Origin of the sequence: Roseomonas alba (assembly GCF_019430885.1) — a bacterium.
GTDB classification, from domain to species: domain Bacteria; phylum Pseudomonadota; class Alphaproteobacteria; order Acetobacterales; family Acetobacteraceae; genus Neoroseomonas; species Neoroseomonas alba.
This window is the reverse complement of the sequence record NZ_JAHYBZ010000003.1, coordinates 311,728-337,214: the sequence shown is the minus strand read 5'-3', so window position 1 is coordinate 337,214 and position 25,487 is coordinate 311,728. Positions and strand designations below refer to the sequence as shown.

Below are 25,487 nucleotides of genomic sequence, written 5' to 3'. Positions count from 1 at the left end.
GGTGCCGTCATGCCGCTCCGGTGGTGCGCGTGCCGCAGTCTTCATGACCCATCGGGACAAATCGTCGGCGCCGTTGTCATCGAAACTTCTCGTGTCTGACCAAACGATTCGAGTATTGTCGAATTATGGAATCGTTGGAAGCCGCCCTCGCCTTCGGTGCCCTGGGCCAGGAGACACGTCTTGATCTGCTGCGCGCCCTGCTGGGGGCCGGGCCGAGCGGCCTCGCCGCGGGTGATGTCGCGGCACGACTCGGTGTCCCGCCGTCGACGCTGTCCTTCCATCTCCGCGCCCTGGAGCAGGCCGGGCTGATCGCCGCGACCCGCCAGGGGCGCAGCCTGATTTACGCGGCGCAGGTCGATCGCTTGCGCGCCCTTCTCGCCTTTCTCGCCGATGCCTGCTGCGACGGCGATCCGGCGCGCTGCGGCGACCTCCATCGCCTCTTCGAAACCCATGGGGAGACCGCTCGGATGAAACCGGCGACCTTCAATGTCCTGTTCCTGTGCACCCACAATTCCGCCCGCTCGATCATGGCCGAGGCGATCCTGAACAGCATGCCGGGAGGCCAGTTCCACGCCTTCTCGGCCGGCTCGGCCCCGCTTCAGACCGGCCCGCTGCCGGAGGTGCTGGCGCAGCTCAGGGGGCTTGGCCATGACGTCGCCGGGCTGCGCTCGAAATCCTGGGATGAGTTCACAGGGCCCGGCGCGCCGCGCATGGATTTCGTCATCGCCCTTTGCGACACGCTGAACCTCCAGGCCTGCCCTGATTTCGAGGGCACTCACGTCACCGCGGCCTGGCCGCTGCCCGATCCGGCGAAATTCTCCGGCAGCGCGACGGAGCGGGCGACGTTGCTGAACGAGCTCTATGCGGCGCTGCATCGTCGCCTCAGGATCTTCACCAGCCTTCCATTCGGCACGCTGGACCGTATGGCGCTGAAGGCGCGCATCGACGAACTGGCGCAGCCGCTCGCCGCCGGCGCACGCGCATGAGGGTCGGCATCAACGGGATGGGCCGCATCGGTCGGCTCGCCCTGCGCGCCGCGATGGGCGCTGCCGAGCGTCCCGCCGAGGACCCGCGCAAGGGAAACCGCCTCGACATCGTGCACATGAACGAAGTCAAGGGCGGTGCCGCCGCCACGGCGCACCTGGTCGAGTTCGACAGTGTCCAGGGGCGCTGGCGCACGCCGATCAGCGTCGAGGACAATGCCGCCATTGCCATCGGCAACCGCCGCCTGGGCTTCAGCGAGCATCCCAGCCCCGGTGACATCCCGTGGGGGGATCTGGGTGTCGAGCTGGTGCTGGAATGCACCGGCCGCTTCCTCACGCCCGCGACGCTCCAGGGTCATCTCGACCGTGGCGCGAAGCGCGTCATCGTGGCGGCCCCGGTGAAGTTCGACAGCGTGCTGAATGTCGTCGTGGGCGTGAACGAGCAGCTCTACGATCCCGGGCGATACCCGATCGTCACCGCGGCCTCCTGCACCACGAACTGCCTCGCCCCGGTGGTGAAGGTGGTGCATGAGGCGATCGGCATCCGTCATGGCCAGATCACCACGATCCACGATCCGACCAACACCAATGTGGTGACCGACGCGCCGCACAAGGATCTGCGGCGGGCGCGTTCGGCGATGCTGAGCCTGCAGCCGACGACCACGGGCAGTGCCACCGCTATCGCGTTGATCTATCCGGAGCTCAAGGGCAAGCTGAACGGCCATGCGGTGCGTGCGCCGGTGCTGAACGCCTCGCTCACCGATTGCGTCTTCGAGATGCGGCGCGAGACGAGCGTCGAGGAAGTCAACGCGCTGTTCCGCGGCGCCGCGGATGGCCCGCTTGCCGGTATCCTCGGCTATGAGGAGCGACCCCTGGTCTCGGCCGACTATGCCCGGGACACGCGCAGCAGCATCGTCGATGCGCCGAGCACGATGGTGACCGATGGAACCCTGCTGAAGGTCTATGCCTGGTACGACAACGAGATGGGCTACGCCTGCCGCATGGTGGATCTCGCCTGCCACATGCAGGCTGCCGGGATCTGACGCCATGAGCAGCAGCACCGCCGCCGCGGCATCGCACGGGACGCGCAACTACCTCATCGTCACGCTGGCCTATTGGGGCTTCACGCTGACCGACGGCGCGCTGCGGATGCTGGTGCTGCTGCATTTCTTCCGGCTCGGCTATTCGCCTTTCACGCTGGCCTTCCTGTTCCTGCTCTACGAGGCGGCCGGGATCGGCGCGAACCTGATCGGCGGCTGGCTGGCGACGCGGTTCGGCATCGCGCGCATGCTGGCTGTGGGGCTGATCACGCAGATCCTGGGCTTCCTGCTGCTCTCGGCGGTCTCCCCCGACTGGGGCGCGGCGTTGTCCGTGGCGTGGGTCGTCGTGGCGCAGGGCGTCTGCGGCGTGGCAAAGGACCTGACCAAGACCGCATCCAAATCCGCGATCAAGCTGACGGCGGGCGATGCCTCCGGACGGCTGTTCAGGTGGGTCGCCTTCTTCACCGGCAGCAAGAACGCGATGAAGGGCGCGGGCTTCTTCCTGGGGGGCCTGCTGCTCGAGGCGCTGGGCTTCCGCGGCGCGCTCTGGGCCATGGCGGCCGCCCTGCTCGCGGTGCTGCTCGGGGTCGTCACGGCCCTGCCGCCGATGATGGGCAGGGCGAAGGCGTCGCGGACAGCGAAGGAGCTCTTTGGCAAGAGCCGCGGCGTGAACCTGCTGGCCGCCGCGCGCGTCTTCCTGTTCGGTGCGCGCGACGTGTGGTTTGTCGTGGGGTTGCCGGTATTCCTCTACGCCTCCGGCTGGACGTTCACGATGGTGGGCGGGTTCCTTGCTGTCTGGACGATCGGCTACGGCGTGATCCAGGCGAGTGCGCCAGCGCTGGTCCGACGCAGCGACGACGGGCTCTCGGCTGAGGTCCCGGCGGCACGTGGATGGTCGCTGGCGCTAGCTGCCGTGCCCGCGCTGCTCGCGGCGATGATGCTGGCCGGTGCACCGCGGGCCGACCTCTTCGTGCCGGTTGGACTCTGCGTCTTCGGCGTGCTCTTCGCCGTAAACTCCTCCGTCCACTCCTATCTCGTGCTCGCCTATGCCGGCAGCGAGAAGGCGGCGGAGGATGTCGGCTTCTACTACGCCGCCAACGCCGCGGGACGGTTCGGCGGTACGCTGCTGTCCGGCCTGCTGTATGGCTGGGGCGGGCTCCCGGTCTGCCTGATCGGGGCTACTGTCATGCTGGCCGTGTGCTGGATGATCACGCTTGAGCTTCCGTATCGACGCGCCAACGTCCCGTCGGCCTGATGGCGTCACGCTGAGGCAGCCTGGCAAGTCGGCGTCATCGCCACGCATTGCTTCAGTGATAGGCGTGGTCGAGCGCCAGCACCGCCACGCGATCGGCGAGCTGGTCGAGCGCGAGGCGTTGCCGCGCGGCGTCGATCCAGCTCGAGAAGGCGCCGGCGGTCTCGGGGTCCAGCGGTGCGAGCGCAAGCACGGCCTCATCCAGCGCACCGCGTGATGCCGCGGCACGGGCGGCGGTGAAGGCGGCGTCGCGGCGCTGCTGGCGGGCGGCGCGGCTGTCGCCCGGCAGCAGCAGGATTAGACGCTGCACCATCCGGCCGGACCAGCCAGCCGGTTCAACGTCGTCCAGCGCCAGGATGCTCAGCGTGATGCCGTCGAGCTGCGCGGCGAGCGTCGGCCGGTCCGGTGCGCCGGCAGCGCCCGCCAGCAATGGCTCGCGCAGCGGCGCCAGTGCCTCGGCCCCGCCGGGCTGCGCGAGCATGACGTCCAGCGGCGCCGCATAGGGTTCGCCTGCCCGCAGCGCGTCGCGCAACGCCGCTGCCGTCCGCAGCAGCGCCTCCGAATCGGAGACGCGGCCGGGCTGGAGCATGGCGACTGGCGGGGCGGCATCGGGGCTTGCGATAGGATCAGGCGGGCCTGCCGCGGGCGCGGCCGACGCCGCCAGCGCGCCGGATGGCTGCGCGGCCGTCTGCAACCGCGCCGTGCCGAAGCCCGCGGCGAAGCCGAGGCCGGCGACTGCCATCACCGTGACGACCGCCCACAGCCGGCCGGTTTGCCGTGGTGAATTCGCGGTCGGCGCCGGGTCGTCAAGGGCGATGGACACAGTGGCATTCTCCTCGGGGCCGATGCGACGGGGCCGCGATCAGACCGCAACAAGATGGAGAAATGCCTAGGATGGCGCTGCGCGCGTGAAATTCGCCGGACCGTCCCCGGCATAAATCCCGGCTTAAGCAGCGTGCGGCAGGGTGCGGACCGTATCCTTCAGGAGCCAGGCCCGCATGGAACTCGCCACCATCGGCTTACTCTCGGCCATCGTGTTCGGCCTGATCGCCGGCGATGCGGTGATCAGCGCGAACACCATGGCGGTCGGCATCGGACTGCCGCCGGCCGTGCAGCAATCCGGTCTCACCCGCCAATCGGCCGAGGAGATCTTCATCACCGAATTGTCGCGCATCGCGGCCATTCCCTCCGGCGTGCCGGTGCCAGTGCCGCGCGTGTCCTCCCGTCGCACGGTGATCGGGGCGCTTGCCGAACCGCTGAAGCTGACCGACGTCACCGCGGCCTTGCAGGACCTTTTCGGGCTGGAACCGATCCGTGTCTCGGCGACGATGATCGACCGTGGCAATGAACTGGTCCTGGAGACGATCGTGGCTCAGGAAGGCCGGCCACTCCAGCGCCTGTCCTTCACCCGCAGCGACAAGGACGCGGTGGCGCTGATCCGCCACGCCGCCGTCACCACCTTCGCCGAGATCGCGCCGTTCCGCGTTACGCTGGCGCAACTGCGCGACGTGCTGCTGGATCCGAGCATCGACGTCGGTCTCGTGCGGACTCAGGCCGAGCGCCTGCTGGACCGCGACTGGGGGGCGAACACCGATATCGAGAGGTCGGCGCTGCACAGCCTCGTCTCGGTGCTCGCCCTGCTGCATGGCGACGTGCCGGCCGCGCGGGACCAGATCGCCCGCGCCGACGCCTTCGAAGGCGCATTGCCGACGGCGCGGACCTTCTACGCGCTCAACGGATCCTTCGTGGCGGTGATCCAAGGCGATCTGGGCCTGGCCGAGCGTGAGCTGAATCGCGCCGCCCAGGTCCCGATGCAGCAGCTCATCCCGACCTTTCCCGCCTATATCGAGATCCAGCGTGGGCTGATCCATTGGGCCGGCGGCAAGCTGGACGAGGCCGATGCGGCCTTCGAGCGCGCCCTCGGCTACGATGCGCGCAACCGCGTCGCGCTGGTCTATCGCCACTGGATCGCGCGCCTGCGCCAGGGTGCCGCGTTGGATGTGTCGGACCGGCCGCCGGTCGTCACCTCGGTTTCGGCGCAGATCCCCGGGCTGATGGTCTCGGCCTTCCTGCTCGACCCGCGCGATCAAAGCGTGATGCGGGCGCGCTGAAGCGCTGCCCGCGCCGGATCGTGGCACCGCCACGATCCGGGCCGGGGCGCGTCGCGCCCCGACGACCAGCTCAGATGATCACGCCGCACAGCGCCAGATGACCGAGAAGCGGTTGCGCCCGGCCTCGCGCCGGTAGCACTGCCACTCGGTCATACGCATCACCAGATGGATGCCGAGCCCGCCGATGGCGCGCTCCTCCACCGGCGCATCGGTATCCGGCGCGCCGCGCAGCGTCGGGTCGAAGGGCACGCCGTCATCCTCGGTGACCAGCAGGACTTCGATGCCGTCCAGGCGGCGGCTGATCCCGGCCGAGACGGTGAACAGCCCAGGCGCTGCATGCTCGGGCCAGGCGTAGCGCGCGACATTCGTCACCATCTCCTCCGCCACCACCATGAAGGCGGCGGAGCGAGGTGGCGGGCAGCCTTCCTCGGCCAGCGCGGCTTCGATCCGCTCGAGCACGGCCGCGATGGCGGCCGGTTCGCGCCCGCAGGGGCTTTCGATCCGGCGCGGCAGCACGATCAGGCGCCGACGAGGCGACGCGCGTCATCCTCCTCCGCCCCGATGGCCAGCACCTTCGAGAAGCCTGAGATGTCGAACACCTCCTGCACCGCCGCCGGCAGGCCGAACAGGGCGAGCCTTCCGTCGGACACCTTCGCCTTCTTCGCCGCCATCAGCACCACGCGCAGCCCGGCCGAGGAGACGTAGGCCACGTCGCGCATGTCCAGGATCACGCGCTGCGCCCGCGCGGCGAAGCTACCGAGAATCGCCCCTTCCGCCGCGCCGGTCGCGTTGTTGTCGAGCCGCCCCTTCAGCCGATGCAGCACGACGCCGTCGCTGTCCTGGGTGGTGATGTCCATGATGCGTCTCCTTCGGGTGACGCCGCGCCGGCATAGGCGAGGCAGAGCAGCGTGATGTCGTCGGCCTGCGGGCAGCCTTCCGCGAAGCGGGTCACCGCCGCCGCGATGTGCCCGACCAGGGCGGTCGGTTCCGCCCCGGCGCCGGCGGCCAGCGCATCGGACAGGCGGTCGTCACCGAACAGCGCGCCGTCCGCGCGATCGGCCTCGGTGACGCCGTCGGTGAAGAGCACCAGTGTCTCCCCCGGCGCGAGGACGGTCTGCCGGTCCTCGAAGACGAACTCCTCGACCACGCCGAGCGCGATGCCGTCCGCCCCGCCCAACGCGCGCTGCCCGCCCAACGCCGCCACCACGCGGGGCGGGTTGTGCCCGGCATTGGCGTAGCGCAGCAGCCCTGTCGCCGGATCGAGCACCGCGACGAAGGCGGTGGCGAACATCATCGTCGGATTGTCGGCGACGAGCAGCGCATTGGCCTGTTCCAGCGCCTCGGCCGGCGATGCCCCGCGCGAGACCGCCGCGCGCAGCAGGCTGCGCGTCATGGCGACGAAGATCGCCGCGGCGACGCCCTTGCCCGAGGCATCGCCCACCATCAGCGCGACAGAGCCATCGCCCAGCGTCACCACATCGTAGAAATCGCCGCCGACCTCCTTGGCCGGCCACATCGCCGCGTGCATGTCGTAGGCGGGCGAGGCCGGGAACACCGAGGGCAGGCTTTCGAGCTGCAGCCGCCGCGCCACCTCCAGCTCCTGCACCACGCGGTCGAGCAGCACACGCTGTTCCAGCGCCTCGCGCACCAAGGCGAGGTCGCGCGTCCGTTCGGTGAGCAGGTCGGTCAACCGCGTGTGGCGATCGAGCACGCTCTCGACCATGCTCTGGAAGGCATCGGCGAGCCCCGCGCCCTCCCCCTGTTCGAGGCGGCGCAACACCGCGCCTACCGCGTCGCGCTCGGCGGGCTCGAAGGCTTCGGCGAGGCGCGCCAGCTCCGCGCCCAGCAGCGCCAGATGGCGTCGCCGGGCCAGGCGGTCGCGCGTCTCCAGCCGGTCGAGCGCCAGGCCGCTGCTGCGCAGCACGTCGAGCGCGCGCGCGATCTGCCCGATCTCGTCGCGCCGGCCATCGACCGGCGCGCTGGCCAGGCGGTCGCCCTCCGCGATGGCACGCAGCACCGATGCCAGATCGTCGAGCGGCTCCAGCGCGCCGCGCAACATCCGATACAGCAGGATACCCGCCGTCAGGATCACGCCGACCAGCACCAGCCCCGCGATCAGCAGGACCAGATCATGCCGCCGCGCGGCATGGGACACGTCGCGCAGGACGAAGAGGCGCGCCATCGGCACGCCGCTGCCGCCGCTCAGCAGCGTCGGCACGATCTGCATCTGCCGGCCCTGCTCGCTGAAGGCGACGGGCACTTCGGAGGCGCGAGCGCCGGCCTGCCCGATGCGCTGCCAGACGGCCGCATCCTCCGCCAGCAGCGGCCGGCCGGCGAGATCCGCCACCACCGCCTGGCCGCCCAGTGCCGCGCCGATTGCCGCGAGCACCGGCGCGAAGGGCGCCGCGGCGGCGACCACGAAGGGTCCCTGGCCGCGCGCGTAAGCGACCAGGCGCAGCGCACCGCCGGGTTCGGCGACGATGCCGTTGCCGCCCTCGCCGGCGGCGTATTCGCGCAGCACCGGGCCGGGGTCGATCATGGCCTCGGCGGTCGGCACCGGCGGTTCGGCGAGCAGGATGCGGCCGCCTCGGGCGATGACCTCGACGCGCGCATCACCCGGATGGCTCAGACGCACCTGCGCCGCCGCCATGTCCTGTCGCGCCAGCGCCTCGGCCAGGGAGGTGTCGGCCGCCATGCGGCGCACCGCCTCGTCGAGCGGCCGCGCGGCGCGCTGGATCTCCTGCGCGACCACCACGTCCTGTCGCGCGAGGGTGAGCTCGTCGATCCGCGCCTCGCTCTCGTGCAGCAGCAGCCAGGCCGGGATGGCGACGGAAGCGGCGACGACCGGGACCATGGCCGCGACCAGCGCGATGATGCGGGTGCGCAGCAGCATCACACCGCCTCGGCGATGCGCAGCAGCGACACGGGCGGATAGGCGCGCAACCGCCGCGCCGTGTCCATGCGCACGAGGTAGGAGAAGCGCGACAGGGTCTCGACCGGAATCGCGCCGGGGGCGACGCCGCCGAACAGGATCTGCTCCGCCTTGAAGGCCGTGAAGGCGCCGACGCTGTAGTAGCGGCTGACGAGGCCGGCCAGCGCATCGGCGAAGGCCACGAAGCGCTCGGAGGCCGAGAAGCTCGGCAGCCCTTCGCGCAGGGCGGCGGCAGTCAGCGCGGCACGGTGTTCATTGAGGAAGGTGTCGGGTGGGATGTAGAGCCACTCCGCTCCACCCTCCCGCGCCCTCGCGACGAGGCCCGGAATGGCCTCGGCCTGCGGGCGTCCCTCGGCGAGGGGCACCGGCAGGCGGTCCAGCATCGCCCCACGCGTGGCGAGAAGCTCATTCATCTCCTCGAGCGTCACGACGGAATTGCCCTCGCGCGGGTTGTACAGTGCGGCAGCGCGACGGAAGGGGCGGTAGGACGCCATGGCACCGAGCTGCACCGCGACCGGGGCGATGTACTCCGTCCCCGTCACCGGCCGGCCGGGTTCCGTGCGGGTCCGCACGACGCGGTTGCGCACGGGGTCGGTAACGATGTTGAACACTACCGGCATGCCGGTGAGGTGCCGCGCCGGATCATGCGCGTCCCACGGCCCCAAGGCCGCCATGGCCAGCGTCGTGCCCCACAGATAGACGAGGTCCGGCTGCATGGCCTGCGCCTCGCGCACCATGTCGGGCACGCGCTTCAGATCCTCCTGCGCGTTACGGACGATCAGGTCCACCGGGCGGTGGCGCACGGCGAAGTAGTCGCGGAAGCCGTCGCAGGCTTCCTCCCAGCCGCGGAACAGCAGCATCAGGATGCGGCGGGGCCGGTTCTGCGCGCGGGCAACGCCTGGCGCGGCGAGGGCGACGGCCGCCAGCAGCGGACGACGATGCATCATGCCGCGGCTTCCTGCCGCCGCCGGCCGCGAGCGGCCAGCGCATAGCCAAGTCCGGCGAGCGCCGTCGCCGCACCCAGTACGGCCACGGCGGAGCCGACGTCGCTACGCGCCAGCAGCCAGGCCGCGGCGAAGGGTCCGACGACAGAACCGACGCGCTCGCCCAGGCGCAGGAAGGACAGCAGCAGCGCCGTCGATCCCCCCGCGCCTGCCGCCACCTCCGCCAGCATCGGCGCCGAGGCGAGGCCCTGCGCCACCCCGGTCAGCCCAATGGCGATGGGCAACGACACGTCTTCCCGCAGCAGCGGAATGGCGAGCATCGCCGCGCCGTTCAGCACCGCCGCTCCCCAGATCAGCCCGTCGCCGATGCGCGCGCGATCGGTGAGCCACCCGCCCAGCGCGATGGCCGGCAGCATGCAGAGCCCATAGAGCATGACGTTGCGGCCCACCGCCGCCTGGCTCAGCCCCGCATCGCGCAGGGCGATCGGTGCCAGGTAGAAGATGAAGCCCGCCAGCACGACCTTTGCCGGGATGGCGGCGAGCAGCAGTAGCGCGGTGAAGCGCGCATTGCCGAAGGCCGCCCGTGCCCCCGCGACCACACCCTGGCCCGCCGCCTTCGGGTCGGTCATGCCGCGCGGGATGGCCCGCAGCGCCAGCCCCATCACCACGACGACCAGCGCGACCGAGGCCAGGAAGGTAGCCGCATAGCCCAGCCGGTCCGCGATCACCGCGCCGATGGCCGTGCCGCAGACAGCACCCGTCATCACCGTGCCGGTGAAACCGCCCAGCGTGCGCGCCAGCCGTCCCTGCTGCGCGGCGACGGCCATCTGCGTCTGGCAGGCGATGGTCAGCACCGCATAGCCGATGCCGCAGAACACGCGCGCCAGCGCGAATTGCGGCAGATCCTGCGCCAGCGCCGCGCCGAGATAGCCAAGCCCCGCGACCGCGCCGCCGATCAGTACCGCGGCGCGCGGGCCACGCCGCGCCGTCACGGTGCCGCCCCAGGGTGTGGCCAGCGCGACCGCCGCGACGAAGGTCGCGATGGGCAGCGCGGCCAGCAGGTCGGGCGAGGCAAATGCCGGGCCGTGCCGGGCGAGGTCGCGCCCGAACAGCGGGATGAAGGAGGTCGAAAGCTGCTCCGCGACGACGAAGAGGAAGAGCGGCAGGCGCGCCGCGCTGGCACTGGGCTGCGCGGGCTCGGCGACGGCGCCGCCCTCCCGCAGGCGCAGCCTTTCCCGCAGGCCGGCGATCAAGGCGGCTGCCTCGCGCGCCGCACGAGCGCCCACGGCGGCGGCTTCGGTCGCCAGCCATTCGAGCTGCGCGCAGCGATCCGCGAGGCGCCGCAGCAGCGCATTCAGCGCCAGGGCGACGCGTCCCGCCTCATCCGCCGCGCCAGGATCGGCCAGCACGCTGCAATCGCCGGCAGCGAGGCGCCTGGCCATCCGATCGATCATCGACAGCGGGCCGATCACGCTGCGGTCGAGCGCGTAGCGCAGCAATTCCATGGCCACCATCACGCCGACCAGCAGCACGATGAGGAGGTCCCAGCGCGTATCCTCGACGATGCCATCGACGGCGGCGCGGCTGACGCCGACCAGCAGCCAGCCCTGCGGGCGGCCGCCGGGGGCCGCAACGGGCAGCGTGGCTTCGGTGACGCCGGATACCTCCCGCTGAGTCCGGAAGGTCGCGGCGGCAGGACCCGAAGCCGCCAGGATGCGGCCGTCGAGATCCGTCAGCACCAGATAGGCGACGGCCGGCTGGCTCGTCGCCACGCCGTCCAGATACTCCTCCGCACCCACCAGCGCGTCGAAGGGAATGCCAAGACCAAGAGCCCGCTCGAAGGGGTTCGCGACGACGGTGCCGATCACGGTCGCCTCGCGCTCCAACGCCGGTCGCACCTCCCGCTCGAAGGCGCCGAGCGCGGCGAAGGAGACCGCGACGACGGTGCCGAGCAGCACGGCAATGGCAATCAGCGAGAGGTTCCGCACCAGCCGAGCGAGGATACGCGCGGTGCCGTCCTCGGGCAGGCTCATGCCGGGCGCTCCGGTGCGCGAGAGGCGATGGCCTCCAGTCGCGCACCCGCCTCGTCCAGCATGGCGCCATGGCCGTGGATGGCGCCGTGCAACGCGTGCAGCATCGGGTCGTCCTGCGCCGGCAGCGCGCCGTCGGCGAGCAGGGCGGCAAGCTGCGCGAAGAGCCGCCGGGTCGGCCTTGCCGCCAGGAACACCGCGACCCAGGCGAGCGGCAGCCCGATCACCAGCGCCGCCAGTCCCGGCATCGCCATGTCGAGCGCGATGGCGATCAGCCGGTCGGCAATGCCCGCGCGCCCATAGCCGAGCAGCAGGCTGCCTTCCGGCTGGCCGAAGCCGTTGACCACCGGCAGGCCGATCCAGTCCATCCCGCCGGCGCGCGCGGCGCGGCGGTTCAGGCCGTCCGGCAGCAGGGCGGGGTCCGCGGCATCGCCGATGCGCACGCGCTCGGTGTCGAACAGGATGCGGCCCCCGGCGTCGGCGACGGCGATGCGGCGCAGATCGGGATCGCGCCCGAAGGCGCGGTCCAGCAGCGCCTGCCCGCCCGGTACCTCCGCCAGGCGCACGCCGATGCCCATGCTGCGTTCGAAGGTGTCGACCAGATCCGCGCCGATGGTGGCGAAGATGCGCTGGTGCTGCGTCAGCAGCAGCCTTTCGAACTTCAGGTAGTTCAGCGCCGTGACCAGCAGGCAGGCGAGCACGGTCAGCGCCGAGACCAGCAGCGCGATGCGTGTCGCGAAGGACGGCCCCGTCATGCGGCCACGCGCAGGGCCGTGGCGGGCGGCAGCAGCGCCTCGCCCAGCAGGTCCAGATAGTCGGCGGTCGAGACCATCCGGATCGGTCCGCGCGCGAAGGCGTCGAAGGCCGCCGCATCCGGCATGCGGAAATACTGCCCGCCTTCCGGCTGCGGGCGGCCGCGGGGCGGGCTGCCGGCGGCGGCCATACGCACCGCCTCGGCGGCCAGCGTCGCGCCGCCGCGATAGAGTTCGGCGATGTGCCACAGCAGGCTGCGGGATTCGTCGCGCGGGATGGCGTGCTCGGCGATCAGCGGGCCGGTGTCGATGCCCGCATCGATGCCGTGCAGGCTCGACGCCAGGCGCGGCTCGCCGCGCATCACCTGCCAGAACGGCGCGAAAAGCCCGCGATAGGTCGGCAGCGGGCCGGGATGCACGTTGATGATGCCGAGCGGCACGGCGTCGATCAAGCGCTGCGGGAAGATCAGGCTGAAGCGCATCGACACCACCATGTCGGGTCGCCGCGCGAGCAGCGTCCGCGCCCCGCCCTCCCGCGCCAGGTCGGGCAGCGGCTGCCAGGCATCCGGGCGCAGGGCGGGCGGCGCGCCGGCCCATTCCTCCGCGGTCGCCGGGTGCAGCGTGCCGAGCGGGATGTCGCGTTCCAGCGCGCCCATCAGGCGCAGCCCGTCCACCTCGCCTTCCGTGGCCCGGATGCGGGTGCTGCAGAAGACGTCGACCTCCGTCGCGCCGCCCAGCGCCGCGAGGAAGCGACGCGCCGCGATGACGCCGAAAAGGTCGCGCTTCACGCACAGGGCCACACGCATCGCGAGCCGTTCCCGAACCGTTGCTGCCCGTGACCCTAAGGCTCCGACCCTTACGTCTTGTTGAACGATTCCGGCGTAAGGCTCGGGGCGATTCGTCCGCTGAGAGCACAAGCCCGCATGTCGATCCTCTACGGCCTGGACTCGCGCCCGCCGCTGCGCGTGATGCTGCCTGCGGCGCTGCAGCATATCGGCCTCGGCGCCGTGACCCTGGTCTTCCCGCTGCTGGTGGCCGAGGCGGCGGGGGCGGATGCGCCGACCACGGCGCGCTATCTCAGCCTGGCGATGATCGCGCTCGGCATCGCGACCATCCTGCAGGGGCTGGGGCGCTGGGGCATCGGGTCGGGCTTCCTGCTGCCTTCGGTCTTCACCGCCATCTTCCTGCCGCCGGCGCTGGGCGCGGCGCGGGAGGGCGGGCTCGGCGCCGTGGCGGGGCTGACCATGGTCGCCGGCGTGACCGGCATGCTGCTGTCGCGCGTCATCGAACGCATCCGTGGCTTCCTGCCGGCCGAGATCATCGGCCTGGTGGTCATGGTGCTCGGCATCGTGCTGGGGCTGCTGTCATTACGCCTGGTGCTGGGTGTGGATGAGGTCGGGACCGGCGGCACGCGTAACCTGCCGGCCGGGATCGTGGCGCTGCTGGTCACCGTGGGCGTGGCGGTGTGGGGCAGCGCGCGGCTGCGCTCCATTGCCGTGCTCATCGGCCTGGGCGCGGGCTGCGCGGCGCATCTGGCGCTGCTCGCCACCGGGTTGGCGGCCGACGGTCCGGGGCCGGCCATGCATGTCGCCACATTGTCCTGGCCGCTCGCCGCGCCGAGCCTGTCACTGATTTACCTGCCGGGCTTCCTGATCGGCGCCCTGGCGGCCGCGGTGCGCGTGATGGGTGATGTGGTGGCGAGCCAGCGCGCCAACGATCCGGCCTGGAAGCGCACCGACTTCGGCGGCGTGCGCCGCGGGATGATGGCCGATGGCCTGGGCAACCTGATCGCCGGGGCGATCGGCGTGATCGGCACGAACAGCTACTCCGCCAGCGTCGGGCTGGCCGCGGCGACCGGCATCACGGCGCGGCGCGTCGGCATCGCCACCGGGATCGGCTGGATCCTGCTGGGGCTGATGCCGGGCGCGGCTTCGCTGGTGATGGCGGTGCCGCGGGGCGTGCTGGGGGCAGTGCTGCTCTACGCCGCCTCCTACATCCTGATGTCGGGCATGACGATCATCACTCAGCGGCTGCTCGATGCCCGGCGCACGCTGACGATCGGCGTCGCCCTGCTGATCGCGCTGTCCTACAGCGAAATCCCGGGCCTCTACGCCGCGCTGCCGGACTATGTGCGGATGACGATCGGGTCGGGGCTGGTGCTCGGCATGGCCGCGGCGCTGACGCTGCATGCGATCTTCCGGATCGGCGCGACGCAGATCGCCGAATGGCGCTGGGACCCGGACAGCGGTGCGAAGCCGCTGGTCGAATTCGTCACCGAGAAGGGCCGCATCTGCGGCGCACGCGCCGAGGTGGTCGGCAAGGCCGCGCACCTGCTCGAGGAATTCGCCGATGCTGCGCCGATGGTGATGGCGCCCGGCAGCACGGCACTGGTGCGCGTGCGCTTCGACGAGCTCCGGCTCGACATTGACCTGGCCTGGGAGGGCGAGGCCATGGCCGCCGGCGCGGCGGTGGACCTCGATGCGGATATCGAGGCGGCGGGATTCGTCTCAGGCCTTGCCATGATGCTGATGCGGCATCACGCGGATCGCCTGGAGGTGACGCGGTTGCCGGATGGTCGGCACGGGCTGGCGGCGACGATCGACGATCGGTGACAGGATGCGGGGGGAGGGGCGTGGCCAGGAGGTCCCTGCCTTGGCCACGGCCGGAAACGGTCCCGCAGCACGCTGGGCGGGGCGCAGCGTGGTCTCGCATCATCCGTATCGCATGCTGACGCATGCAATTCCGGCGGCGGGCCTGCCCGCCTTGCGGTGCTACGACGCTGTGGCGGCGGCCGCGGCTTGCGCCTGGGGCGCCCGCTCACGCGGCAATTCGAACCACAGGCAGGTTTCCTCGCGCCCGCGCGCGGGGCACCAGATGCGGCCCTCGCCCATCGGGGCCATGCCAAGCAGCCGAGCCACCGCCAGCGAAGGCCTATTGTCCGGCTGCACCGCCGCGCGCAGGCGCGCCACGTCCATCCGGGCGAAGGCTTCCCGCGCTGCCACCGGCGCGGCCTCGCGCATGTAGCCATGTCCCTGGAAAGCTTCGCCGAGCCAGTAGGTGACCAGCGCCGTCTCGGGCTCCCCCGGCGCGCGGGAGATGCTGATCCAGCCCATCACGGCACCGTCCGAACGGCGTTCGATGACCAGCGGCAGCGCCCGCTGCTCCGCCGCGGCCATGCGCACCCCGGAGATGCGGTCCGCCGCCATGATCGGCGTGTAGGGCACCGGCCAGGAGGCCAGGCGCCGGCTGATTCCCTCGTTCATCATTGCGGCGAGCGCGTCAGCGTCGCGCGGCTCGGCGTAACGAAGGCGGAGCCGGTCAGTATTCACAGGCGGAAGTGCAGGAGGAACAGAAACCATGATTTGAGAATGCCCCGCCCTGGGTTAATGCACCAGCATGTTCAGATGCGGCTGGGCTGGACCAATACGATGACGCCACGTGGCACCTGTCACGGCCCGCATAGGTCCGCCGCGCCCATTCTCGTGCCGCCGGGCTTCCGCGGGGCCAGGCAGCCAGGGGTCAAGATTGCGTGTGCTGCGACGCGGGATCTGGAATCCGGCAGCATCGACCCGTTGCCGCACGGCCTTCGCGGTCGCCTCGCCCAGCAGGGCGGCGGATTCGACCAGGGCGTGCGGCCAGGAAGGACGTCAGTGGCGCGACCGGCGGGGCGGGGTCGCCTCAATCGTCCTCACCGCGGCGGCCACACTGCGGCAGGCATGGTCTCCATCGCGGCGACATCCGGCTCCACCGTCGCGCCGAGCCCGACCGCGTCGATCACCGAGCCGAGATCGAGCATCCCTTCCCGGATTGCGAGCCGCGGCCCATGCGGCGTGTCGGCGTAGAGATCGGGGTGGGACTCCATGAAGCGCACTGCCTCCGCCTTGGGCCGGCCGGAGAAGCCATCGACGAAGTGATGGCCGTTGCGCTCGACGTGAACGAGGCCCATGGCGCTGACGAGCGCCAGGTCCTGCTGTACGCAGACACCGGCGAGGGTGGTCAGATCCTCGGCACTCATGAAATAGCGTGCTTCGGGCCGGACGTCGTTCCAGGCGCGGCAGCGGGCGAGGTTGACCAGCGATCGCCACACGCCCTTGCAGGCCTTGGACGAGATGCCGGCATAGCCGAGCGCCTTGGCCTGCACGAAAGCGTCGAGCGGCCCGTCGCTCTCATCCACGATCACCGGGCGTTCGGCGGCGAGGGCGCCCATCGCACCTTCCAGCGCCTTGGCGCGCTTCACCGGCTGCTCGATGAAGGCGATCGACGCGTTCAGGCGCGCAAGACGCGGTTCCGCCAGCATGGCACGCCACAGCGCGAGGACGCCCTCGGCATCCTCATACTGCTCATTGCCATCGAGCGAGACGTGATAGCCGTGCAGCCGGTCGAGCACCGAGGCGATGCGGCACAGCCGGTCCACATCGGCCGCGACATTGCCGCCGACCTTCAGCTTCCACCAGGTATGGCGATAGGTGGCGACGACCTCCTCCACCGTCTCGGGCAGGCCGTCATTCACGCGTTCGGTCTGGTCGGCGGCCGTGATGGGATCGACCAGGCCGACCGTATGCCGCGCATGCATCCGCCGAGACGGCGTCAGTGAGCGGAGCATCGCATCGAAATCAGTGCCGGCGAGGTCCGGAATCACGCCATGCGGCGCCATGCCACCGATATTGGCGCGCAGGCCCTCGGCGAAGGACTGCCCCTTCGCCTTCAGCAGCGCATCGAGCATGGCGCGATCGAGCAGTGCGCGGCCATAGGCGGCGACGAGCGGGTTGAGCGATTCAGCCCCGCAGGCCGCGACATGCGGGGCATAAGCATCGGCGAAATGGCCAAAGGCGGTGTTCACGCCGGCCGCCATCGTCGCATCGCAGGCGATCTCCAGCGCGCGACGGAGCTGGTCCTCGTTCTGCGCATCCGACCAGCGCGGGTCCTTGTCGAACCATTTGGCGGCGAGTGTCTCCGCGGCGATGCCCCAATGTTCGGAACCGTCCTCGAGCGCGATGCGCACGCGGATCACCGCCTGGCGCCCGTGCGTCACAGTGATGACGCCGAAGCGGAAGGGCATGCGCAGCTGGAAGGGCCATTCGAATCGTTGCGTCTCAAGCAACCGGAAGCGGGGAGCGGTCATGCGAGGATCTCCTCCAACGCGCGAAGATAGCCGATCGCCCGCGCCGCGCTGGTCGGCCCATCCGGCACATAGTCGAAGGGCTCCACCGCCGCGAAGCCCTGGTATCCGTTGCGTTTCAGCGCGGCGAGTATCGGCCCGAAGCGGTCGTTCCCTTGCCCCGGCCCACGCTTGTTGCGGTCGTTGAAATGCACATGGGCGATGGCGCCGGTGGGGACGAAGCGCTCAAGCAGCGCGACGACGCTCTCGCTCTCGCCATTCCCGGCCGAGCAGGTGTCGAGCATGGTCTTCAGCGCGGGATTGCCGATGCGCTCGACGATGGCCACGCCCTGCCCGACGCCCGTGCACCAGTTGGTCTGGCCGGGATCGAGCGGTTCCACGCAATAGGTCACGCCATGCTGCGCGGCGAACTCCCCCGCCTTCGCCATGGCCTCCTCCGCGCGCTGCGCGTCGCCATCGGCTTCCACGCGGCGCTGGCCGGGCGACCCGTGCACCAGAAGCGTCGCGCCGAGATCGGCGGCCAGCCCGACCAGCCGCTCCATCACGTCCAGCGTCTTCGCGCGCAGCGCCGCATCGGCGCTGGTGATGGACAGGCCGGCGGGCGCGACCAGCAGCCAATGCAGGGAGGTGATCGCAGTCCCCGTCTCCGCCGCGGCGCGGCGCAGTTCCGCGCGACGCGACGCCGGCAGCAGGTGCGGCGCCTCGGCATCCAGGGTGAAGGGTGCGACTTCGAGCCCGTCATAGCCGAGCGATGCCGCCAGCGCGCATTGCGCGGCGAAATCCAGGTCGCGCACGACCTCGTTGCACAGGCTGATGCGCATCAGGCGATCTCCTCCAGCGCGACGACGCGCGCTTCTGCGGCGGATATCCGCGCGGCGTCCAGAATGCGCGCGGGGGCGACGGCGCCCGACCGCAGATCGGCCTCCGGCGCGCGGCGTGTTTGCACGGCCTCGACGAAAGCGGCGAGTTCGGCGGCGACGACGTCGACGGGGTCGGCAGCGGGGATCGACGGTTCCTCGCGCGCGCCATGCTGCGGCAGCCAAGCGCCATGGGCGGCCGGCGCGTGCATACCACGGCGCAAGGCGAAGGTCTCGGCGGCGAAGTCGATCTCGGCCAGCGCATCGCGGCCCGCGACAACGATTTCCTTGCGCGTCTCCGCCCCCGGCACGACCGCATCGGGCCAGCGGCCGGGCAGCACGCAGCCGGCCTCGATCAGCGCGGTGCAGCCGGACGGGAACATCATCTGGATCACGGCCAGGTCCTCGCGACCTCGACCGAGCGGATCGGCGGTCGTGGCGAAGACGCGGATGGGCGCCTCGCCGGCGATCCAGGGCAGCAGGTCAGCGAAATGGACAGCGTCGTTGAGTAGGGCGCCGGAATCGCCGCGCGCGCGCTTCAGCCCGGAAAAGCGCGCCGCGAGGTAATGCAGGCGCCCGAATTCGCCTCCTGCCACCATACGCCGCAGCGCCGCGGCTTTCGGATGGAAGCGGAAATACAGGCCCACCTGCGCCATGCGGCCATGCTCGGCGGCGAGGCACGCGAGGGCTTCGGCATCCGCGACCGTCTCCGTCGCCGGCTTTTCCAGGAACAGGTCGCACCCGGCCCGCAGCACCGTTTCCGCGACCGCGCGATGCGTCGGCACCGGCGTCACCACGATCGCCGCCTCGCAGGCCGCGAGGCCCGCTTCCAGGCTTGGCGCAACAGTTTCGCCTGTCGCCGCCGCCAGGGCGGGATCGGTGTCGAACACCGTGACGGGCAGGCCGAGCCGCCGCAGCGCGGCAAGGTGCACGCGCCCGAAGGCTCCGCAGCCGATCAGCAGCATTCCCGGTCGTCCCATGCGCGCGAGTGGGCTTCGATCGCGTCCGCCCGTCAAGCGCTTGACGGGCGCGACGCCGCGTCGTCGCATTGCGCGCATGCGACCAGTCACCAAGGCCGACCTGCCCCGCGCCGCCGCGCTATCCTTCCTCATCGGATGGAACCAGGTGGCGCGCGACTGGGCGCTGTTCCTGCGGAACGGCGAGGCCCGCGCCCTGGATGACGGGCAGGACGCGCTGGCCGCGACGGCGGCGGTCATCCGCTACGGCTGCGATGTCGCCTGGATCTCCATGGTGCTGGTGCGGCCGGACTGCCGGCGGCAGGGCCACGCGACGGCGCTGATGCGCTGGGCGGTCGGAGCCCTTGCCGGCACGCGCTGCGCCGCTCTGGATGCAACGCCCGCCGGGCGGGAGGTCTATCGCCGTCTCGGCTTCCGCGACCTTTGGGGCTTCGCGCGCTGGTCGCTGCCGGACGCGCTGCCCGTGGCCGACGGCGTGCGTCCGCTGACGGCGGAAGACTGGCCCACCGTGCTGGCACTGGACGCCGCCGCCTTCGGCGCGCCACGCGATACCCTGCTGCGGGATTTTGCCGCCCGCCTGCCGAAGGCTGGATTCGTCGCACGCGACGGTAGCGGCTTTGCCCTGGCCCGCGACGGCGCACGCGGGGCGCAAATCGGCCCCGTCGTCGCGCATGACGACGCCACGGCGCAGGCGCTGATCGCCTCGGCGCGCGCCGCCCTGCCCGGCCCGGTGGTGCTCGACCTGCCGGATCACCGGCCAGGCCTCGCCGCGTGGCTCACCGCGCAGGGTGCGACATCGCTGCGGCCCTTCACCCGTATGGCGCTCGGCGCCGATACGCCGGGCGACGCCGCCCTCATCGCCGCCGTCGCCGGACCGGAATTCGGCTGACCCAGGCTTGACGGCAGCGCGAGCCTCGCAGCACCATCGGCGGTAACCATTGGGTTACCACCCCATGACGCCGCGACGAAAGCGGCGCGTCAATGAGGAAAGGGTCGAAGACATGCTTCGCAGGCACCTTCTTGCCGCCACCGCCGCCGGGATCGCGGCCCCCGTCACGCTGCGCGCGCAGGGCGCCTGGCGTCCCGACCGACCGGTCACCGTCATCGTGCCCTGGGCCGCGGGCGGATCGACCGACCAGATGGCGCGCATCGTCGCGGCCGAGGTCGAAGGCCCGCTCGGCCAGCGCGTGGTGGTGGTGAACCAGCCCGGCGCCTCGGGGTCGATCGGCACGCGCAATGCGCTGGAAGCCCCGAAGGATGGCCTGACTTGGGCCGCCGGTGCCGCCGTCGATGTCGGCTGCTACAAGGTGCTCGGCCTGCTCGACACGATGCTGTCGGATTGGAACCTGTTCTTCGCGGTCGCCAATGTGAACGTGCTGGTCGCCAACCCGCAGGCCGGCTTCCGCGACTTCGGCGCGGCGTTCGAAGCGCTGAAGACCCGCGGCCAGGGTATCGGCGTCGCGACCGCCGGCGTGTCCTCGGCCGGGCACAACATGATGGAGGCGCTGCGCGCCGCCACCCCCGGCCTGCAATACCGCCACGCGACCTATGACGGCGGCAATCCGGCGATGATCGCGACCGTGTCGGGCGAGACACAGCTTGGCGCCGTGCTGCTGGTGGAGGCGGCCGAGATGATCCGGGCGCGGCGCCTGATCCCGCTCGCCGTGCAGTCGGACAATCCGGTGACGCTCGCCGCGCAGGGCAGCAGCCCGGCGATCGAGATCCCGTCCGTGCGCCGCTGGGTGCCCAACATGCCGGCGCCGCTGAACTATTTCGGCATCTGGTGCCCCAAGGGCGTGCCGGACAACGTGGTTTCCACCATGACCGAGATCTGGCGCACCACCATCGCCAATTCGCAGCGCCTGAAGGACTACGCCAGTTCCCGCGCGGCGCTGTTCGCACCGCTCTATGGGCAGCAGGCCTATGACGAGGCGTGGAAGATGGTCCGCCAGACCGCCTGGCTCTACTTCGACGGCGGCAAGGCGCGCGTGTCGCCCGAGACGGTCGGGATCGCGCGGCTTTGAGCGAAGTCGAGGCCGAATCCCCCTTCGACGGGGAGAAGGCGCCGGCCTCGCCGCGCGCCGATCTCATCACCGCCGCGGTGCTCTTCACGCTCGGCGTGGCGATCGTGCAGCAGGCGATCGCCATGCCGCGCTTCGTCGAGCAATCGGGGACCGGCCTCACCGCGCCCGGCATCGTGCCGGGCTTCTATGGCGTGATGATTGCGCTGCTGTCGCTGGGGCTCGGTCTGCGTGCCGTGGGGCGTGGGGGCTGGGCGGTGCAGGGCGTGGCAACGGCGGGCACGGGAGACGGGCGGCGGCTGGCGATCGCCGCGCTGCTCGGCGTGCTCTATTCCGGCGTGCTGGTGGGCCGCGTGCCGTTCTGGGCGGCCTCGGCGCTGTTCGTCTTCGCCTTCACCACCGTCTTCGAATGGGATCAGGCGCCGGAACGCCGCCTGCGGCGCATCGCCGAGGCCGCGACGATCGGCCTCGCCACCGGTATCACCGTCATGCTGGTCTTCGAGAATCTCTTCCTGCTGCGGCTGCCCTGATGCTCGATGCGCTGAACAACCTGGTGGGCGGCTTCGCCCATGTGCTGAGCGGCGGCGCCGTCTTCCATGCCTTCTGGGCGACGCTGGTCGGCATCATCGTCGGCGCGCTGCCCGGCCTGACCGCGACCATGGGCGTGGCGCTCCTGACCACGCTGACCTTCGGTATGGGGCACGACGTTGCCATGCTGGTGCTGGTCTGCGTCTATGTCGGCGCGATCTATGGCGGGTCGCGCAGCGCGATCCTGCTGAACATTCCCGGCACGCCGGCCTCCGCGGCCTCCACGCTGGACGGGTTTCCTTTGGCGCGGCAGGGACTCGCCGGACGGGCGATGGGCATCTCCACCTCCGGGTCGTGGCTCGGCACGCTGTTCGGGACGATGATCCTGGCGCTGTTCGCCCCGTCCTTCGGCGAATTCGCGCTGCAATTCGGGTCCTATGAGATGTTCTGGGTGGCGATGTTCGGCATCGTCATCGCCGGGTCGCTGTCGGGCGGCGATCCGCTGAAGGGCTACATCGCCGGCTTCCTCGGCCTGTTCGTCGCGACGATCGGGCAGGAGACGAACCACGCCTATGCGCGCTTCGCCTTCGGCAATGCGGACCTCGCCGGCGGGCTGGGGCTGCTGCCGGTGCTGGTGGGCGTGTTCGGCGTGGCGGAGGTGCTGTCCTCGATGCGCGGTCAGGCGGTGAAGGCGGTCGCGTCGAAGATCGATTCCGTCATTCCGCGCATCGCCGACGTCACGAAGCATTGGAAGACGATCCTGCGGTCCGGTGCGCTGGGCACCTTCATCGGCGCCATGCCCGGGCTCGGCGAGGACATCGCCGCCTGGACCTCCTACGCCGCGGCCAAGCGCGCCTCGAAGGAACGCGAGAAGTTCGGCAAGGGCAGTATCGAGGGCCTGATGGCGGCGGAGACGGGCGAGAGCGCCTGCGTCCCCGGCGCCATCATCCCGGTGCTGACGCTCGCCGTGCCGGGTTCCGCGCCCGCCGCGGTGCTGATGGCCGCGATGATGATCCACGGCCTCAATCCAGGACCGATGCTCGCGATCACCGCGCCCGAGTTCATCTACCAGATCGTTGCCATGCTGGTGGTCGCCGACATGGTGAAGATGGTCTACGGCCTGGTCCTGGTGCGGCCGCTGCTGTGGATCCTGCTGATCCCGCGCGAGCGCCTGATGCCCATCGTCTTCGTGCTGTGCACGGTCGGCGCCTTCGCCATCACATCCCGCCTGTTCGACATCTGGGTAATGCTCGGCGCGGGTCTGGTCGGCTTCATCCTGCGGGAACTGCGCTTCCCGATGGCACCGCTGGTGCTCGGCATCGTGCTGGGTGACCTGCTGGACAAGAACCTGCTGCGCGGGCTGGTGCTGTCGGGCGGCGACGTCACCCCCTTCTTCACTCGGCCGATCAGCATGGGGCTTTGTGGGCTGACGCTGCTCGCGGCGCTGTGGTCGATCCCCGGCCTCGCCAACCTGTTGCGGCGACGCAAGCCCAGCCCTGGCTGACCAAAGGGCGGACCGGAGAGGGGTCTTGCCCCTCTCCGGACCTCACCCCACCAAAGGCCCGAGGCCTTTGGAAACCGTCAATTGGCGCCGTGCGCCACGGTCGGAATGGTGCCGAAACCCATTCCTGCGCGCGAAGCACCCTTTGCGGGGTATGTCTCCCGTGGTGCCAGGCGCCAGAAGATTGCGTTCCAAGTGCTCCAAGCACTTGGCGGGGTGAGGTTTGGAGAGGGGCGGCGCCCCTCTCCAACAGCGCCCTCAGAGGGTCTTCGCGAAAAACTCCAGCGTCCGCTTCTGCGCCAGCTCGTAATCCGCCTGCACGTACGACCCACGCTCATCGCAACCGAAGCCATGGCCGCCGCCATAGACGTGGATCTCGGCCCCTGGCTGCGCCGCCTTGATGGCTTCGACATCGGTCATCGGGATGGAGGCGTCCGTCTCCCCGAAATGGAGCTGCACGGGGCAGCGCGGCGCTTCGTCCTTCGCCGCGATGATGCCGCCGCCATACCAGCCGGAGGCGGCGCTGAAGGCGCTGCTGCGTGTCGCCGCATGCCAGGTGACGGTGCCGCCCCAGCAATAGCCGACGATGCCGCGCTTCACGCCGGCCGGCAGCGCCGCGGCGGCCGCCAGCACGTCGAGCAGCGTCAGCCCGTCCTCGATCTTGCCGCGCAACTCGCGGCCCTGGGCCACGTCGGCGGCTTGGTAGCCGAGCTCGATGCCGGGCGCGACGCGGTCGAACAGCGCCGGGGCGATGACGGCATAGCCCTCGGCGGCGAAACGCTCACAGACGTTCCGCATGTGGTGGTTCACACCGAAGATCTCCTGCACCACGACCAGGGCGCGATCGGCGTTCTGGGGACCGGCGCGGTAGGCGGTCAGGCGGTGGCCGTCGGCGGCCGTCAGAGAAATGGTGGGCATGGACGTTTTCCCTCGGGGGTGTGGCGGCGTATCCTCCCCGCATGGGCGAGATCGTCAACCTGAACAAGGTCCGCAAGGCACGCACGAAGCAGGAGGCCGAGGCCAGCGCCGTGGCCAACCGCGCGAAGCACGGGCGGACCAAGGCGGAAAAGGCCAACGACGCGCGGGACGAGGCGCGGCGCAAGGCCTTGCTGGATGGCGCGAAACGGGAGGAGTGACCGCGATGCGTCACCATATCTTCGCGGGATTTCCACCCTCGGTCTCACCGTCGTCTCACGCCGTGGAGGCGGATGGATTCGTCTTCCTGACCGGGCAGTTCCCGCGCGACCTCGATGATCCGGACGCGCCATTCCCGGACGGCATCGCGGCCCAGACCACGCGGACCATGAGCAACCTCGCGCGGGCGCTGGGAGCGCTTGGGCTCGGCCTGGAGCACGTGGTCTCCGTGCGGGTCTATCTTACCGAGTTCCGCCGCGACTATGCAGCGATGAACGCGGCCTATGCCGCCGCCTTGCCGCCGGGCGGGCGGCCGGTGCGCACCTGTATCGGCGTCACGGCGCTGGTGCGCGACGCGCTGATCGAGATCGAGGCGGTGGCGAAGCGGCCGTGACGTCCGTGAAGCGCCAGTCCCGCGTGGCCAGCGCCAAATCCACCAGCGCGCGGACCTTGGCGGAGAGCAGCCGCGCCGAGGGATAGACGAACTGGATGGGCAGCGGGGCGGCCTCCTGCTCCTCCATCAGCGTGACGAGGCGGCCGGACCGCAGCGCCTCCTCGGCCTGGTAGAGCAGCACGCTGGTGATGCCGCCGCCCTGCCCGGCATGCCACAGCGCGGCATCGACGCTGTTGGTGACGTAGCGCGGGGCGATGGCGCGGGTCTCGGGCGTGCCGCTGCCGTGGAAGGTCCAGGCGCGCTCGCCGCCCAGGGCGCTGCAATGGATCAGGCGATGGGCGTCGAGGTCATCCGGCGATGCCGGCATGCCGGCCCTGGCCAGATAGCTCGGCGCGGCGACCCAGACGCGCCGCGTCTCGCCCACTCGGCGCGCGACCAGCGTGCTGTCCGACAGATGCCCGATGCGCAGCGCGACATCGACCCCTTCCTCCAGCAGGTCGATGTAGCGGTCCGACAGGGTCAGTTCCGCGGTGACACCGAGGTGCTGGCCCAGGAAGTCGCAGACCAGCGGCCCGACATGCAGCCGGCCGAAGGCGACGGGTGCCGCGACGACGAGATGCCCCGCCGGCGTGCTGCGTTCCGCGGCGGCGCTGTCCTCCGCCTCGCGCAGATCAGCGAGGATGCGGCGCGCCCGCATCAGGAAGCGCGCCCCCGCATCGGTCAGTGCGACGCGCCGCGTGGTGCGCTGGAGCAGCCGCAGCCCGAGCCGTTCCTCCAGCCCCGCGACCAGGCGCGTGACGGCGGACGGCGACACGCCGAGCCGCCTGGCGGCCGGGGCGAAACCCTCGGAATCGGCGACGGCGACGAAGGCGGACATGGCGTCGAAGCGGTCGGTCATTGTTGCGAATTCCG

25 protein-coding genes are annotated in these 25,487 nt (G+C 70.9%); 11 read left to right on the top strand and 14 right to left on the bottom strand.

The window, feature by feature from the left end; all coding sequences use genetic code 11:
- Nucleotides 1-125: 125 nt before the first annotated feature.
- From KPL78_RS10295 to arsJ, 3 genes are read left to right on the top strand one after another with little or no spacing between them, the layout of a single operon-like run.
- On the top strand, nucleotides 126-986 hold the full coding sequence (locus tag KPL78_RS10295) for a metalloregulator ArsR/SmtB family transcription factor (RefSeq protein WP_219762853.1): 861 nt from the start codon (nucleotides 126-128) through the stop codon (nucleotides 984-986).
- Entirely contained in the window at nucleotides 983-2,026 is a 1,044-nt protein-coding gene (locus tag KPL78_RS10290) for an ArsJ-associated glyceraldehyde-3-phosphate dehydrogenase (protein ID WP_219762852.1), read from the top strand. Before KPL78_RS10295 ends, KPL78_RS10290 begins: the two co-directional genes overlap by 4 nt.
- 4 nt (nucleotides 2,027-2,030) lie before the next feature.
- Nucleotides 2,031-3,278 (top strand): organoarsenical effux MFS transporter ArsJ, encoded by a 1,248-nt coding sequence (gene arsJ / locus KPL78_RS10285; RefSeq protein WP_219762851.1) that lies wholly within the window; start codon nucleotides 2,031-2,033, stop codon nucleotides 3,276-3,278.
- Nucleotides 3,279-3,330: 52 nt separating this feature from the next.
- Here the strand turns inward: arsJ and KPL78_RS10280 are convergent, their stop codons facing one another.
- Nucleotides 3,331-4,098 (bottom strand): hypothetical protein, encoded by a 768-nt coding sequence (locus KPL78_RS10280; protein ID WP_219762850.1) that lies wholly within the window; start codon nucleotides 4,096-4,098, stop codon nucleotides 3,331-3,333.
- A 175-nt stretch (nucleotides 4,099-4,273) separates the two neighbouring features.
- Between KPL78_RS10280 and KPL78_RS10275 the strand changes: the two genes are divergently transcribed.
- Nucleotides 4,274-5,386 (top strand): hypothetical protein, encoded by a 1,113-nt coding sequence (locus KPL78_RS10275; RefSeq protein WP_219762849.1) that lies wholly within the window; start codon nucleotides 4,274-4,276, stop codon nucleotides 5,384-5,386.
- A gap of 78 nt (nucleotides 5,387-5,464) precedes the next feature.
- On the opposite strand, the gene KPL78_RS10270 is transcribed toward KPL78_RS10275, so the two are convergent.
- From KPL78_RS10270 to KPL78_RS10240, 7 genes are read right to left on the bottom strand one after another with little or no spacing between them, the layout of a single operon-like run.
- Complete coding sequence (locus tag KPL78_RS10270) at nucleotides 5,465-5,902, bottom strand: ATP-binding protein (protein WP_219762848.1); 438 nt, start codon at nucleotides 5,900-5,902, stop codon at nucleotides 5,465-5,467.
- 2 nt (nucleotides 5,903-5,904) lie between these two features.
- Nucleotides 5,905-6,243, bottom strand: coding sequence for an STAS domain-containing protein (locus KPL78_RS10265; RefSeq protein WP_219762847.1), 339 nt, complete (start codon nucleotides 6,241-6,243; stop codon nucleotides 5,905-5,907).
- A complete protein-coding gene (locus KPL78_RS10260) occupies nucleotides 6,195-8,279 on the bottom strand; it encodes a SpoIIE family protein phosphatase (protein ID WP_219762846.1) in 2,085 nt (694 codons plus the stop codon). The genes KPL78_RS10265 and KPL78_RS10260 overlap by 49 nt, the downstream gene beginning before the upstream one ends.
- Nucleotides 8,279-9,265: an ABC transporter substrate binding protein gene (locus tag KPL78_RS10255; RefSeq protein ID WP_219762845.1), complete on the bottom strand. Its 987-nt coding sequence runs from the start codon at nucleotides 9,263-9,265 to the stop codon at nucleotides 8,279-8,281. The genes KPL78_RS10260 and KPL78_RS10255 overlap by 1 nt, the downstream gene beginning before the upstream one ends.
- Nucleotides 9,262-11,295: an MFS transporter gene (locus KPL78_RS10250; RefSeq protein WP_219762844.1), complete on the bottom strand. Its 2,034-nt coding sequence runs from the start codon at nucleotides 11,293-11,295 to the stop codon at nucleotides 9,262-9,264. Before KPL78_RS10250 ends, KPL78_RS10255 begins: the two co-directional genes overlap by 4 nt.
- Nucleotides 11,292-12,047, bottom strand: a complete 756-nt coding sequence (locus KPL78_RS10245; protein WP_219762843.1) for a hypothetical protein — start codon at nucleotides 12,045-12,047, stop codon at nucleotides 11,292-11,294. The genes KPL78_RS10250 and KPL78_RS10245 overlap by 4 nt, the downstream gene beginning before the upstream one ends.
- Nucleotides 12,044-12,850, bottom strand: coding sequence for a formyltransferase family protein (locus KPL78_RS10240; protein WP_219762842.1), 807 nt, complete (start codon nucleotides 12,848-12,850; stop codon nucleotides 12,044-12,046). The genes KPL78_RS10245 and KPL78_RS10240 overlap by 4 nt, the downstream gene beginning before the upstream one ends.
- Nucleotides 12,851-12,967: 117 nt before the next feature.
- Between KPL78_RS10240 and KPL78_RS10235 the strand changes: the two genes are divergently transcribed.
- The gene (locus KPL78_RS10235; RefSeq protein ID WP_219762841.1) at nucleotides 12,968-14,656 is read left to right on the top strand and encodes a uracil-xanthine permease family protein; all 1,689 of its coding nucleotides are present in this window, start codon (nucleotides 12,968-12,970) and stop codon (nucleotides 14,654-14,656) included.
- A 159-nt stretch (nucleotides 14,657-14,815) separates the two neighbouring features.
- Here KPL78_RS10235 and KPL78_RS10230 read toward each other — a convergent pair whose 3' ends face one another.
- The 4 genes from KPL78_RS10230 to KPL78_RS10215 form a co-directional block, all read right to left on the bottom strand.
- The gene (locus KPL78_RS10230) at nucleotides 14,816-15,403 is read right to left on the bottom strand and encodes a GNAT family N-acetyltransferase (RefSeq protein ID WP_255568836.1); all 588 of its coding nucleotides are present in this window, start codon (nucleotides 15,401-15,403) and stop codon (nucleotides 14,816-14,818) included.
- Between the two features lie 329 nt (nucleotides 15,404-15,732).
- On the bottom strand, nucleotides 15,733-17,166 hold the full coding sequence (locus KPL78_RS10225) for an enolase-like domain-containing protein (RefSeq protein ID WP_219762839.1): 1,434 nt from the start codon (nucleotides 17,164-17,166) through the stop codon (nucleotides 15,733-15,735).
- Nucleotides 17,163-17,984 (bottom strand): sugar phosphate isomerase/epimerase family protein, encoded by an 822-nt coding sequence (locus KPL78_RS10220; RefSeq protein ID WP_219762838.1) that lies wholly within the window; start codon nucleotides 17,982-17,984, stop codon nucleotides 17,163-17,165. Before KPL78_RS10220 ends, KPL78_RS10225 begins: the two co-directional genes overlap by 4 nt.
- Complete coding sequence (locus tag KPL78_RS10215) at nucleotides 17,984-18,985, bottom strand: Gfo/Idh/MocA family protein (protein WP_219762837.1); 1,002 nt, start codon at nucleotides 18,983-18,985, stop codon at nucleotides 17,984-17,986. The genes KPL78_RS10220 and KPL78_RS10215 overlap by 1 nt, the downstream gene beginning before the upstream one ends.
- A 91-nt stretch (nucleotides 18,986-19,076) precedes the next feature.
- Here KPL78_RS10215 and KPL78_RS10210 point away from each other — a divergent pair, with 91 nt between their 5' ends.
- The 4 genes from KPL78_RS10210 to KPL78_RS10195 all read left to right on the top strand — a co-directional run bounded on the left by KPL78_RS10210 (nucleotide 19,077) and on the right by KPL78_RS10195 (nucleotide 23,050).
- Entirely contained in the window at nucleotides 19,077-19,886 is an 810-nt protein-coding gene (locus KPL78_RS10210; protein ID WP_219762836.1) for a GNAT family N-acetyltransferase, read from the top strand.
- A gap of 112 nt (nucleotides 19,887-19,998) precedes the next feature.
- Nucleotides 19,999-21,021 carry a tripartite tricarboxylate transporter substrate-binding protein gene (locus KPL78_RS10205; RefSeq protein ID WP_219762835.1) on the top strand — a complete coding sequence of 341 codons (1,023 nt, stop codon included), beginning with the start codon at nucleotides 19,999-20,001 and terminating at the stop codon, nucleotides 21,019-21,021.
- Nucleotides 21,018-21,548, top strand: coding sequence for a tripartite tricarboxylate transporter TctB family protein (locus tag KPL78_RS10200; protein WP_219762834.1), 531 nt, complete (start codon nucleotides 21,018-21,020; stop codon nucleotides 21,546-21,548). Before KPL78_RS10205 ends, KPL78_RS10200 begins: the two co-directional genes overlap by 4 nt.
- Nucleotides 21,548-23,050: a tripartite tricarboxylate transporter permease gene (locus tag KPL78_RS10195; RefSeq protein WP_219762833.1), complete on the top strand. Its 1,503-nt coding sequence runs from the start codon at nucleotides 21,548-21,550 to the stop codon at nucleotides 23,048-23,050. The genes KPL78_RS10200 and KPL78_RS10195 overlap by 1 nt, the downstream gene beginning before the upstream one ends.
- A 255-nt stretch (nucleotides 23,051-23,305) precedes the next feature.
- On the opposite strand, the gene KPL78_RS10190 is transcribed toward KPL78_RS10195, so the two are convergent.
- Nucleotides 23,306-23,965 (bottom strand): dienelactone hydrolase family protein, encoded by a 660-nt coding sequence (locus tag KPL78_RS10190; protein WP_219762832.1) that lies wholly within the window; start codon nucleotides 23,963-23,965, stop codon nucleotides 23,306-23,308.
- Between the two features lie 41 nt (nucleotides 23,966-24,006).
- On the opposite strand from KPL78_RS10190, the gene KPL78_RS10185 reads away from it, so the two are divergent.
- Together KPL78_RS10185 and KPL78_RS10180 are read left to right on the top strand one after the other, a co-directional pair.
- A complete protein-coding gene (locus KPL78_RS10185) occupies nucleotides 24,007-24,183 on the top strand; it encodes a DUF4169 family protein (RefSeq protein ID WP_219762831.1) in 177 nt (58 codons plus the stop codon).
- Nucleotides 24,184-24,188: 5 nt separating this feature from the next.
- On the top strand, nucleotides 24,189-24,575 hold the full coding sequence (locus KPL78_RS10180) for a RidA family protein (RefSeq protein ID WP_219762830.1): 387 nt from the start codon (nucleotides 24,189-24,191) through the stop codon (nucleotides 24,573-24,575).
- On the opposite strand, the gene KPL78_RS10175 is transcribed toward KPL78_RS10180, so the two are convergent.
- The gene (locus KPL78_RS10175; RefSeq protein ID WP_219762829.1) at nucleotides 24,517-25,473 is read right to left on the bottom strand and encodes a LysR family transcriptional regulator; all 957 of its coding nucleotides are present in this window, start codon (nucleotides 25,471-25,473) and stop codon (nucleotides 24,517-24,519) included. The two genes, KPL78_RS10180 and KPL78_RS10175, sit on opposite strands and share 59 nt — an antisense overlap.
- Nucleotides 25,474-25,487 lie beyond the last annotated feature (14 nt).